Here is a 12,132-nt window from a genome sequence, read left to right on the forward strand (position 1 = left end):
GGCGCGGCGAGGCGGGCGCGGGCGTAACCTGATCCCGTCGCCAGAGTCATCCCGCTGGACGGCGGCAGTACCACGGACGGCGGCGCCGGCACGACTCATCCACGTGCCGGCGCTTTTTTTCGCGTCCGCGATGCACCGGCGGGGTAAAATGGCGGGATGGAGCACACCGAGTCGCATCCGTTCGACGGCAAGGCCTTCGTCCGCCACCTCACCACGTCCCCCGGCGTCTATCGCTACTTCGACGCGGAAGACGAACTGCTGTACGTCGGCAAGGCGGCCAACCTCAAGAAGCGCGTCGGCAATTACTTCCTGAAGCCGCCCATGGATCCGCGCATCGCGTCCATGGTGTCGCAGATCGCGCGCGCCGAAGTCACGCTGACGCGGACGGCGGGCGAGGCGCTGCTGCTCGAGTCCCAGCTGATCAAGTCGCTGAAGCCGCGATACAACATCGTGCTTCGCGACGACAAGAGCTACCCCTACATCTTCCTGTCGGGCGGCGAAGACTATCCGCGGCTCGCGTTCCATCGCGGCGCGAAGAGTGCGCCGGGGCGGTATTTCGGTCCGTATCCGAGCACGTTCGCGGTGCGCGAGAGCCTGGGGCTCATGCAGAAGCTGTTCCGCGTACGCCAGTGCGAGGACAGCTACTTCAGGAACCGGTCGCGGCCCTGCCTGCAGCACCAGATCGGGCGTTGCAGCGCGCCGTGCGTGCGGCTGATCGAGGTCGACGATTACCGCAACGACGTGCGCCACGCCGAGATGTTTCTCGAGGGCCGCAGCAGCGCCGTCATCGACGAGCTCGCCGTGGCGATGGAAGCCGCTTCGCGCGATCTCAAGTTCGAGCGTGCGGCCAACCTGCGCGATCAGGTCGCAGCCATGCGCAAGATCCAGGCGCAGCACTTCGTGCAGGGCGCGAGCGCCGACATGGACGTGATCGCGTGCTGCCTCGAGGGCGGCATGGCGTGCGTCAGCGTGCTGTTCTTCCGCAACGGCGTGAGTCTCGGTTCGCGCGATTTCTTCCCGCGTCTGCCGACCGACGCGTCGGTGTCGGACGTGCTCGGCCAGTTCATCGCGCAGTACTACCTCGAGCGCCAGGTGCCTCGCGAGCTCGTGCTGAGCGACCCCGTGGAAGACATCGACGTGCTGGCACAGGTGCTTTCCGACCATGCCGGCTACGTCGTGTCGCTGAAGCCCAGCGTGCGCGGCGAGCGGGCGCGTTTCCTTGAAATGGCCCAGCGCAACGCCAGCGCCGCGCTGACGTCGCGCCTGGCGAGCCGGCACACGCTGCTCGCCCGGTTCGACGACCTGCAAAAGGTGCTCGAACTCGACGCCACCCCGCGTCGCATCGAATGTTTCGACATCAGCCACACGCGTGGCGAGCTCACCGTGGCGTCGTGCGTGGTGTTCGGGCCGGAGGGCGCGGAGAAGTCGCATTACCGGCGTTTCAACATCGCGGGCATCACCCCCGGCGACGATTACGCCGCCATGCACCAGGCGCTCACGCGCCGCTTCAAAAAGGTCGTCGAAGGCGGCGTGAAGCCCGACATCCTGCTGATCGACGGTGGCACGGGGCAGGTGGGGCAGGCCGTCGACGTGCTGCGCGAACTGGGCGTGGAGGGCATTCGCGTGGTGGGCGTCGCGAAGGGCCCCGGCCGGCGTGCGGGCGAGGAGACCCTGGTGCTCGCGGAGAGCGGCAGGACGCTGCACCCCGGCAGCTCGTCCCCGGCGCTGCACCTCGTGGCCGCGGTGCGCGACGAGGCGCACCGCTTCGCCATCAGTGGCCATCGCCGTCGTCGCGAGGCGGCGCGTGAACGGAGCACGCTCGAAGACGTCGCGGGTGTCGGCGCGCGCCGACGCGCCGCGCTGCTCAAGGCCTTCGGTGGCCTGGCGGGCGTGGAAGCCGCGGGCGTCGAAGAACTCATGAGCGTCAAGGGCATTGATCGCGGCCTCGCCGAACGCATCTATGCCATGCTGCACCCCTGATCGAATGGAGGCGTGGTCCGTCCCCGCCTCCCGCCATGGCCGAACTATGCGAATCAACCTTCCCACGTGGCTGACCCTGTTCCGAGTGCTGTTGCTACCGGTGATGGTGGTCGTTTTCTACCTGCCGTTCCGCGGCGCCAATCTGACGGCCGCGATCGTGTTCGTCCTGGCCGGCTTCACGGACTGGCTCGACGGCTACCTCGCCCGTCGCATGAACCTGACGTCGGCGTTCGGCGCCTTCCTCGATCCGGTGGCCGACAAGCTGATGGTCGCGGTCACGCTCTTCCTGCTGGTGCAGTCGCATCCGGGCGGGTGGCAGGGCGTGCTGATGGCCGTGACGGCTTCGGTGATCGTCGGCCGCGAGATCAGCGTGTCCGCGCTACGCGAATGGATGGCCGAGATCGGCGCGCGTTCCAAGGTGAAGGTCGCGTTCCTCGGCAAGCTGAAGACCGCCATGCAGATGGTGGCCCTCGTGGTGTTGCTGCTCCAGCACGACGCCGAAACCCTTCGCCTGTACCACATCGGCGAGGCCCTTCTGGTCATTGCGGGCATCCTCACCATCTGGTCCGGCGTGGACTACCTGCGCGCCGCGTGGCCCAGCCTGCGCGGCGATCCGGCCGATGTGACGAAAAACGAAAAAAAACCGGTGCAAAGTGGTTGACACATTTCCGATCTGATCTAAAATGGCCGGACAACGACGCGGGAATAGCTCAGTTGGTAGAGCACGACCTTGCCAAGGTCGGGGTCGCGAGTTCGAGTCTCGTTTCCCGCTCCATGTATTCTACAAAGCCTCGGGGAACCGAGGTTTTGTTTTTTAGGCGCCACGCGGATATTCTTCGCGCTGCGCAAACGATGGCCGGGTGGCAGAGTGGTCATGCAGCGGACTGCAAATCCGCGTACGCCGGTTCGATTCCGACCTCGGCCTCCATCGTTGCAAGTCGACAAATGCATGCGGGAATAGCTCAGTTGGTAGAGCACGACCTTGCCAAGGTCGGGGTCGCGAGTTCGAGTCTCGTTTCCCGCTCCATTGTTTCGCACAAACCCCGGTGATCCCGGGGTTTTGTTTTTTCACGGTCGCGCGGATACTCTTCGCGACGCGCAGCGAGGACGAGCCGGCTCGACACCGACCCGACCCGCCATCGCACTGAGAAGGCGCAGTCGCTCCCGCGGCGCGCCTTTTTTCTTTTGGCCCGGATGGCGAAATCGGTAGACGCAAGGGACTTAAAATCCCTCATCCGTAAGGGTATGTGGGTTCGAGTCCCACTCCGGGCACCATGTCTCCCAACGGGTCACGCGCGCCGTAACGGCCGCCGTCGAGCGCACTCGTGAAAATCAGCGTGGACAGGAGGCCGTCGCGTCGACGATGGCCCTGCCTGTCACAACTCGCCATGCGAGATCGTCTTGATAGGGACCGCCGGCGCGCGCCGGCCACGCGACTCCATCAACGAGGAAAGCTGCACATGAATCGAGCCAACTGGTTTACGGTGTCTCCCGAGGGGGCCAAGGCACTCGGCGGCCTGCATCACTTCGTCACGACGGGGACCGCGCTGCCCCCGAAGCTGATCCATCTCGTGTTTCTGCGGGTCTCGCAGTTGAACGGCTGCGCACATTGCATCGACATCCACACGCGGGATCTTCTGAAGGCGGGAATGTCGGTCGACACCGTGGTTCTGGTGCCGGTCTGGCATGAGGCGGCTTACCTGTTCACGGACCAGGAGCGCGCGGCGTTGGCATGGGCCGAGGAGGTCACCCGCGTCGGCGAAACGCACGCCTCCGACGAGGCTTATGCGGCCGCGGCAGCGGTCTTCGATGAGAAGGACCTGGTGGATCTCACGCTGACCATCGCCGCCATGAACGCGATCAACCGGATGGGCGTCAGCTTCCGGCTGAAGCCGCGTGCGAAGCCGGACGTCTGAATAACCGATACGTCTGGTGCGGAGCCTCGCCGTGAGGCAGGCTCCGCTGCCGCCCGACCGCATTGATCGCCCCCGCACGTGACGCCGATCGGTGCGAGGCACGACCTTGCCCTGCGTTGCGTCCCAAGGCGGGCAACGGACCGGGCGACGCGCGCGTCTATGTAGGGTTTCGCCTACAGACGATTGACATCCGGGTCGGTAATGTTCGCCCGGACAACGAACAGGGGTGGAACGTGCCGGGAATTTCGACGATGCAGGTACGCGCATGACCGCGCTCGCCACCATTGGCGTGTTCGCCTTTTTCCTCCTGCTGGTCAACGTGCCCCGGCGCGCGTCCGCCCGTATCCCGGGTGTCCGGTCGGTCCTCCGCCGGCGCCGTGCCGGCCCGTAAGGACGCGATGCCGGTGGCTCAGGCAGGGCCTGGCGCCCTTTGCCGGAAATGCGTGGCGGTCGTGGGCTCATGACACTCGCGTTTCACGCATGGGCCGGATCGGTCGTGCACTATCTCCCACAGGGGATCGATGGGAGCGACACGATGTGGGGCCTGCTCACACCGGAGCAGCAAGACGCGCTGCTGAAGCTGAGCGACACGCGGCATCTGTGCGTCGGCACGTTGTCCGAGACGGCTTGTCGCGAACTGCAGGCGCAGGGCCTGGTCAGGCAGAACGACGACGGATGCTGGCGACTCAGCCCGGCCGGGCGCGAGCTCGTGCTCGGGGCCGCGCAGCGTATCTGACGCGACCCGCGGCGAGGGCTCGTGCGTTAATGTTGCCTACCCAAGCCTCGTCGCGCCCAGGAGTCCTGCATGGTCAAGCCCGTCGCCTCGCGCGGACTGCATAACCTCGTCGTGCAGCAGCTCGGCCGGCTGATCGTCAGTGGTGAACTTTCGCCCGGTGCGGGACTGCCCCGTGAGGAGGCGCTGGCCGAACGTCTGCAGGTCAGCCGTACGGCGTTGCGCGAAGCCCTGAAGGTGCTCACGACGAAAGGACTGATCGAATCCCGACAGCGGACGGGCGCGCGCGTTCGCGAGGCCATCCACTGGAACCAGCTCGACGCGGACATTCTGGCGTGGCGGTGCGCGTCGATGCCGACGGACAGCTTCGTGGAAAAGCTGGTCGAGATGCGCGAGCTGATCGAACCCGGTGCGGCCGCGGCGGCGGCGAGGCGTCGTACCGACGCGCAGCTGGCAGACCTCGGGGCGGCGTACGAGGCGATGGCCGCCGCCGAAGATCTCGACGCGTGGGCCGAAGCCGATCTGGCTTTCCACGAACGCCTGCTGCGCGCGACGAACAACGAACTGATGGCGTCGCTGTTTTCGGTGATCGAAACCGCGCTCGGCACGTTCTTCCGATTGTCCGCAAGCAACGCGGACAACTTCAAGGCGGCGCTGCCGCATCATCAGCGCGTCTACGAAGCGGTGCGCCGACGTCAGCCGGAGAAGGCCCGACAGGCCATGCAGACCATGGTCTCGGAATCGCGCGACAACATCGCGAAGCGTCCGCGGCGGAAACCGTAGCGTCGCGAAACGTGACGGAATCCTCAATCGGCGTGCTCTGCGAGCGCGCTCCGAAAGCTACGCTCATCCGCTACGTACCGCGCCATCGCGTCAGATAGCGACCGTCATCGCTTTTGCTGCGGCGCAGCTTGCGGACGAGTAATCATAAAATACTACAATTAGGTCCGGAGTCGTCCGCGGTCGGGTGGGAGCCCGATGCGAAAGGGGAATTCGAATGCAGCTCATGATTCTCGGCACCGTTCGCACGTCGCGCGATGCGGCGCACGCATGGCGGTCGTTTCGTTCACCCATCGCCGTGACGCGATGACGTCGTCATGTCCCCTGCGGATCGGCACGGACAGGCTGAGCCTTTCCGTCCTTCCCGAAGCCGGTGGCGGCGTGCTCGCTTTCGACGCGCTCGTCGACGGTCAACCCGTGCCCCTGATGCGGCCCGCGTCGTTCCCCCTCGAGGACGGCGCGGGCCTCATCGATCCGAACCGCCTTGCCAGTTACCCCCTGCTGCCGTGGAGCAATCGCATTGCCCACGGCGGTTTTTTTCATGGGGAGCAGTGGGTGCCGCTGGCGCGCAACCGCGCCGACGATGCCTGGCCGATTCACGGAAGTGGCTGGCAGCGTCCGTGGACGGTGTTGAGTCACGGTCCCGATTCCATGGTGCTCGCGCTCGACGAGGCGTTGCCGGAAGCGTACGCCTTTCGCGCGACGATGGGTTATCGCATCGTCGGCGACACGATGCGCTTCACGGTCCGCGTCATCAACGCGGGGCCACGCGCGCTGCCGTTCGGCCTTGGCGTGCATCCTTTCTTCCCCTTGCATGGCGGCGTGCGTCTGCACGCGCCGGCCACCAGCGTCTGGCAGAACGATGGACGGGATCCGCTGCCGGTGCGCCGCGAATCCGTGCCGCCGGCCTGGGATTTTTCCGAACCGGCCGACCTGCCGGCCGGGGGGCTCAATCACGCGTTCCAGGGCTGGAATGGCCATGCCGTGATCGAGTGGCCCGCCAGGGCGTTGCGCCTGCATATCGAGGCCGACGTCGATACCTATGTGATCTACGTGCCGGAAGGCGAGGCGTTCTTCTGCTTCGAGCCAGTGGATCATCCCATCAACGCCGTGCATCTGCCGGGCGGTGCGGTCGCCAACGGCATGACCGAACTGGCACCGCGATCCAGTCTGGAGCGTGCGTTCGCGTTCCGGGTCGAACGCCTGGATGCCTGAGTGGCCGTCGACATGAAAAGAGAGGTCGTATCGTGATTCGTTCCCTTCGAAGCGTCCATCTGGGTGCGGTGCTGGCGTGCGGTCTGCTGGCGTCCCCGGTCTACGCGGCCGCGACGGTCAATGCGACGCCGCGTTACGACGCCGCGCAGCGGCTCTTCCGTCTGGACGCGGGTGGCGTCACCTATGCCATGGGCGTCAACGCCGATGGCATGCTGCAGACCCTTTACTGGGGCGCGCGGCTGCCGGCGAGCGACACGCTCGGGCCCGCGCTGCCAGCACCGGAACGTTCGTCGTTCGATCCGGCCGGCGCGCTCACGCCGCAGGAATACGCCGGTTGGGGCGGCGCGATGACGGCGACGCCCGCCCTCAAGGTGCGTCTCGACGATGGCAATCGCGATGTGGTGCTGCGCTACGACAGCTACCGTGTCGAGAACGACGGCCTCGCCATCGTGCTCAAGGACGCGCAGGCCGGCGTCGCCGTGACGCTGCGTTACACCGCCGACGACGCGACGGGCATCGTGGGCCGCTCCGCGCACATCAAGAACACCGGCAAGCAGGCGCTGACCATCGACAGCGCGGCGGCCGCCACGTGGAATCTGCCGCGCGCCAACGACTATTCGCTGCGCTACCTCACGGGAACGTGGGCCGGCGAATGGCATCTGCAGACGCGTCCCGTGACGCCGGGTGCGACGGTACTCGAAAGCCGCCGCGGCAGTACCGGCGACGAGAACAACCCGTGGTTCGCGATCGGACGCGGCGACGCATGGAACGAAGACCACGGCGACGTCTGGTTCGGTGCGCTCGCGTGGAGCGGTTCGTGGAGCATTCGCGTCGACGAGGACATTCTCGGGCAGGTGCGTGTCGTCGGCGGATTCAATCCGTTCGACTTCGCTTATCGCCTGAAGCCCGGCGAAGCACTGGACACGCCGGTTTTCTACGCCGGTTACACGCGCGCCGGCATCGGCGACGCCTCGCGTCTCATGCATGCGTTCGAACGCGATCGCGTTCTGCCGGGCGGCGCGTCGGCCGCGTTGCGTCCGGTGCTCTATAACTCGTGGGAGGCGACCGAGTTCAAGGTCGACGAGCCGGGGCAGGAGAAGCTCGCCGAGAAGGCCGCCGCCCTCGGTGTCGAGCGCTTCGTCGTCGACGACGGCTGGTTCGGTGCGCGCGACAACGATCGTGCGGGGCTGGGCGACTGGGTCGTGAACCGGCGCAAGTTTCCGAACGGACTGAAGCCGCTGATCGACAAGGTGCACGGCCTCGGCATGAGCTTCGGCCTGTGGGTCGAGCCGGAAATGATCAACGCCGACAGCGACCTCTATCGCGCGCATGCGGACTGGGTGCTCAATTTTCCTGGCCGTCAACGCAGCGAGGGGCGCCATCAGCTGGTGCTCAACCTCGCGCGCGAGGACGTGAAGGCGCACGTGCTCCAGGTGCTGGATCGCCTGCTCACCGAGAACGACATCCAGTTCCTCAAGTGGGATTACAACCGCAACTGGTCCGAGCCGGGCTGGCCGGAAATGTCGCCGGGCGAACAGCAGAAGGTGTACGTCGCCTACGTGCGCAACCTGTACGACATCCTCCGCCAGCTGCGCGCGAAACATCCGAAGGTGGAAATCGAATCCTGCTCGGGCGGCGGCGCCCGTGTCGATCTCGGCATCATGGCGTTGACCGACCAGGTCTGGCCGTCCGACAACACCGATCCGTCCGATCGTCTCTCGATCCAGGACGGCTTCAGTTACGCGTATGCGCCCGCGACGATGATGGCGTGGGTGACGGGTTCGCCGAACTGGGTGAACAACCGCGTGAGTTCGCTCGACTTCCGCTTCCTGTCGGCGATGCAGGGTGGCCTCGGCATTGGTGCCAACCTGCTGGAGTGGACGCCCGCGGAAGCGGCGACGGCGAAGACCTATGTCGCCGAGTACAAGACGATCCGTGCCACCGTGCAGCGCGGTGCGCTCTACCGCCTGTTGTCGCCGCAGGGCAGGGCGCCGTGGTCGGCGACGATGTCGGTGGCGCAGGACGGGCATCAGGCCGTGCTCTTCGCGTTCCAGCGGCAAGGCGAGGAATCGCGTCCCTATCCCACGCTCGCGCTGCGCGGTCTCGACCCGCAGGCGCGCTATCGCTGGCGCGCGATCCACGGAAAGGTCGCGCCGGGTACGCCCGACGTGGCGAGCGGTGCGTACTGGATGCAGCGCGGCATCGATCTTGTCATGAAGGGCGACCTCCAGGCCGCCGGCATCGTGTTCGAGCGCGAAGGCGGGCGCCGCGCGACGCGCTGATTCACCGGAACGTTCGACGACGTCTTCTCGATCGGTGCCCCGCCCCGGGGCGCCGCAACCCCGGAGTGCGCCAATGAATAACGATCATGCCGCGTTACCGACTTCCCACGAACACCATGCTTCCGCCCGGCGTCGACGACACCTTCCGCGCCTGACGCGGCTGGCCATCGCGCTCGCCGCGTTCACTGTCGCCGCCGACGCGTCCGCGCAGGTCAATGGGGCCGGGCACAAGCCTTATCTCGGGTGGAGCACGTTCAGTCAGCAGACGATCGATCCGACGTTCCTCACGCAGGCGAAGATGGTGGTGCAGTCCGATGCGCTCGCCGCCTCCGGCCTGCAGGCGCACGGTTACACCTACTTCAATCTCGACTCGGGATGGCAGGGCACGTTCGACGGGTATGGACGTCCGTTGCCCGACCCGACGACGTTCCCGGATATCAAGGCGCTCGTCGACCACATCCATCGCAATGGGCAGAAGGCGGGCATCTACTGGATTCCCGGTGTGGAAGAGCCGGCGGTGAAGGCCAACTCGCCGATCCTCGGCACGTCGCTGCACATCCAGGACATCCTTGCGCTGCCGCATCGCGCGGGTAACGCGTTCGGCGGGCCGGGCGAGTCGCCGTATCACTACAAGATCGATTTCTCGAAACCGGGCGCGCAGGAATACATCGATTCGGTCGTCGCGTTGTTCTCGTCGTGGGGCTTCGACTTCATCAAGCTCGATGGCGTGACGCCGGGGTCGTACAGCGACGATCTCAGCATCGACAATCGCGACGACGTGGTGGCGTGGTCGAAGGCGATCGCGCGCACCGGTCGACCCATCTGGCTCACGGTCTCGTGGCAGGTCGGCAAGGATTACCTGCCGATCTGGCAGGGCTATTCGAACGCGCGGCGCATCGACGACGACGTCGAGTGCGAAAGCCGCTGCGCCACGCTGACGAACTGGCCGCGCATCGAGAAGCGCTTCCGCGACCTGCCGGCATGGCAGGACGCGGCGGGTCCGACGAAGGGCTGGAACGACCTCGATACGCTCGACATCGGCGACGGCGAGCAAGACGGCCTGACGGTGGAAGAGAAGCGCTCCGCCGTCACCCTATGGGCGATGGCGAACGCGCCCATGTACCTGGGCGGCGATCTCACGCGTCTGGATGCCACAGGCAAGGCGCTTGCCGGTAACGACGAGGTGATCGCGGTGAACCAGTCGGGCCGGCCGGCTCAGCAGGCGCTCGGTGGCGATCTGCCGGTGTGGGTCACCGACCTCGGCAACGGTCGTTACTACGTCGCGCTTTTCAACATGAATGCGACGCGCGCGGTCGTCGAACTGCCCTTGAAAACGATCGGCGTGACGGGCGCGAAACGCATGCGCGACCTGTGGCGTCATCGCGAACAGGGCCCGTCGCTCGGCAGCTATCGCACGGAGCTGCCGGCGCACGGCACTCAGCTCCTGCTGGTGGAAGCGTTGCCCGGTCACGTCGCGACGGAGCCGTCGTCGAGCTATGAGGCGGAAGCCGGCGTGCTTTCGGGCAATGCGGGGCCCGCGCCTTGCGTGGGCTGCGCAGGCGGCATCAAGGTCGGCGGTCTCGGGTTGGGCGCGGACAACACCGTGAGCATCGACAACGTCTACGTGCCTCGCAGTGGTGCGTACCTCATGCAGATCGATTCGCTGACGCAGGGTCTTCGCTCGTACCTGTATCAGGTCAACGACGGCCCGATGCAGACCTTCAACTCCGGTGGCGGCAGCTTCCAGCTCCCGTCGAGCAGCACCGTTCCCGTGTGTCTGCGCAAGGGCAACAACCGGATCCGGTTCGGCAACGCGGCGAGCTATCCGCCGGACCTGGATCGCATCGTGGTGCGCGGACGGGGCGATGCCGCGTTGCCCGCATCCACCACGTACGAGGCCGAAGCGGCGACGCGGGGCGGCGCCGTCACCGCGGGATTCAGCAATTACTTCTCGGGGCTGGCGAAGGCGGGCAACGTGGGCGGTGGCGAAGGAAACGACGTGACGTTCGCGAACGTGGAGGTTCCCGTCGCCGGTAGCTACCAGCTGGAGATCGACTATGCGACCAGCGGTCCGCGCGGCCTGTATCTCACCGTCAACGGTGGCGCGACGACGAAGCTGACGCTCGATGGCAGCAGCTTCGACGATCCGGTAGCGAAGGTCGTGGATGTCGCGCTGAAGGCAGGCAGGAACACGATCCGCCTCGGCAATCCGGAGGCTCCGGCGCCGGATCTGGATCGGATCGTGATCGCGCCCCAGGTCCTCCCTGCCTGGTTCGGTGCGGCGACGCGTCGCTGTCCGTGAAGACGGCGCCGCAACCGTGCAGACCATCTAGCTGCCGGCTTCACGCCAGCCGAATGCGCTGGCGGCGAGGCTTCGTGTACCGCGGTACGCAATGGGGAGACAGGTCATGGCTACGGTTTCGGCGACTTCGCATACCAGCACCATCGGGGCTCTCGCAGCAGGCAAGCTGCTCGCCAAGGCGACGGGCGGACGCTGGGGGCCGGCGATCCTGATACTCGCCGGCATCGTGATGTTGAGAAAGCGCGCCGCCGCAAGGGCGGCGCGCCGTCTGCGAGCCGATGCCGTGGATATCGACGAGCTGGATGCCCGTCGATAAGCGGGATCAGTGCCGCTTTTCCTCGTGATTGTCCTCGCCAGTTCCGTCGAGCGCGTCGCCGGACTCGTTCGTGGGCTTCTGGCGCGTCGGCCCGTCGCGCTGATCCGGCGGGATGTCCTGGCCCGGCTGCTGCGGGGGGCGATTTTTCTCATTAGCCATGTCATGTCCTCGCGTGTGGGTAGACCCACACTGACGCGACAGGCTTCAGCGTGACGTGGCCATCGTGTGAGACGCGCGTCGCGACCGCGTGGCGCGCTCTGCCAGCAAAGGCGTGACGACCGCCATCCAGCCTTCGGCGAAGGAGCGTTCATCGCGCGGGCGGCGATCGGGCACATAGCGCGACATGGCCGCACAGAGGGCCTCGACGAGTGCGTCGGGTGCCGGATGCGTGGCGATCGCCACATCGAGAGCGGCTTCCAGCGCCGCGAGCTTGCCCTGAAGGTAGGTCGGGTCGTCCATGGACGCGTGCTCCTTTTCAATCCGTCGAGCGGACGCGTTTACGGCGCGCCCGGCATAAGTCGTTTATTCCATCCGGGACGTCTTCCGCTCCGGGAAGCATCGTGCATCGGATTCCGCCTACAGGCGACTTCCATCGAAGATGACACGAT

General features: G+C 66.3%; 12 protein-coding genes and 4 tRNA genes. 14 read left to right on the forward strand and 2 right to left on the reverse strand.

What is annotated here, in order from left to right:
- Positions 1-156 precede the first annotated feature (156 nt).
- From uvrC to BMX32_RS11745, 14 genes are all read left to right on the forward strand, one after another.
- Entirely contained in the window at positions 157-1,980 is a 1,824-nt protein-coding gene (gene uvrC / locus BMX32_RS11685; protein ID WP_089979072.1) for an excinuclease ABC subunit UvrC, read from the forward strand.
- A gap of 46 nt (positions 1,981-2,026) precedes the next feature.
- On the forward strand, positions 2,027-2,641 hold the full coding sequence (gene pgsA / locus BMX32_RS11690) for a CDP-diacylglycerol--glycerol-3-phosphate 3-phosphatidyltransferase (protein ID WP_089979075.1): 615 nt from the start codon (positions 2,027-2,029) through the stop codon (positions 2,639-2,641).
- Positions 2,642-2,679: 38 nt separating this feature from the next.
- Positions 2,680-2,755, forward strand: a tRNA-Gly gene (locus BMX32_RS11695).
- Positions 2,756-2,834: 79 nt separating this feature from the next.
- A tRNA-Cys gene (locus BMX32_RS11700) sits at positions 2,835-2,908 on the forward strand.
- A gap of 23 nt (positions 2,909-2,931) precedes the next feature.
- Positions 2,932-3,007, forward strand: a tRNA-Gly gene (locus tag BMX32_RS11705).
- A 161-nt stretch (positions 3,008-3,168) separates the two neighbouring features.
- Positions 3,169-3,255, forward strand: a tRNA-Leu gene (locus BMX32_RS11710).
- A 185-nt stretch (positions 3,256-3,440) separates the two neighbouring features.
- Complete coding sequence (locus tag BMX32_RS11715) at positions 3,441-3,896, forward strand: carboxymuconolactone decarboxylase family protein (RefSeq protein WP_089979078.1); 456 nt, start codon at positions 3,441-3,443, stop codon at positions 3,894-3,896.
- 265 nt (positions 3,897-4,161) lie between these two features.
- The gene (locus BMX32_RS19035; protein WP_280140837.1) at positions 4,162-4,287 is read left to right on the forward strand and encodes a hypothetical protein; all 126 of its coding nucleotides are present in this window, start codon (positions 4,162-4,164) and stop codon (positions 4,285-4,287) included.
- Between the two features lie 105 nt (positions 4,288-4,392).
- Entirely contained in the window at positions 4,393-4,632 is a 240-nt protein-coding gene (locus BMX32_RS11720; protein ID WP_139206714.1) for a hypothetical protein, read from the forward strand.
- Positions 4,633-4,701: 69 nt separating this feature from the next.
- Positions 4,702-5,412 (forward strand): FadR/GntR family transcriptional regulator, encoded by a 711-nt coding sequence (locus BMX32_RS11725; protein ID WP_089979085.1) that lies wholly within the window; start codon positions 4,702-4,704, stop codon positions 5,410-5,412.
- A gap of 267 nt (positions 5,413-5,679) precedes the next feature.
- Positions 5,680-6,624 carry an aldose 1-epimerase gene (locus BMX32_RS11730; RefSeq protein ID WP_211664210.1) on the forward strand — a complete coding sequence of 315 codons (945 nt, stop codon included), beginning with the start codon at positions 5,680-5,682 and terminating at the stop codon, positions 6,622-6,624.
- Positions 6,625-6,656: 32 nt separating this feature from the next.
- Complete coding sequence (locus tag BMX32_RS11735) at positions 6,657-8,906, forward strand: alpha-galactosidase (protein ID WP_244511512.1); 2,250 nt, start codon at positions 6,657-6,659, stop codon at positions 8,904-8,906.
- Between the two features lie 73 nt (positions 8,907-8,979).
- Positions 8,980-11,208, forward strand: coding sequence for an alpha-galactosidase D (locus tag BMX32_RS11740; protein WP_089979087.1), 2,229 nt, complete (start codon positions 8,980-8,982; stop codon positions 11,206-11,208).
- Positions 11,209-11,314: 106 nt separating this feature from the next.
- Positions 11,315-11,524 (forward strand): hypothetical protein, encoded by a 210-nt coding sequence (locus tag BMX32_RS11745; RefSeq protein WP_089979090.1) that lies wholly within the window; start codon positions 11,315-11,317, stop codon positions 11,522-11,524.
- A gap of 6 nt (positions 11,525-11,530) precedes the next feature.
- Here BMX32_RS11745 and BMX32_RS18660 read toward each other — a convergent pair whose 3' ends face one another.
- Complete coding sequence (locus BMX32_RS18660; protein ID WP_170843640.1) at positions 11,531-11,683, reverse strand: hypothetical protein; 153 nt, start codon at positions 11,681-11,683, stop codon at positions 11,531-11,533.
- Between the two features lie 45 nt (positions 11,684-11,728).
- Positions 11,729-11,983 (reverse strand): hypothetical protein, encoded by a 255-nt coding sequence (locus BMX32_RS11750; RefSeq protein ID WP_089979092.1) that lies wholly within the window; start codon positions 11,981-11,983, stop codon positions 11,729-11,731.
- Positions 11,984-12,132 lie beyond the last annotated feature (149 nt).

It is taken from the genome of Luteibacter sp. UNCMF331Sha3.1, from assembly GCF_900109915.1.
Taxonomy (GTDB): Bacteria; Pseudomonadota; Gammaproteobacteria; order Xanthomonadales; family Rhodanobacteraceae; genus Luteibacter.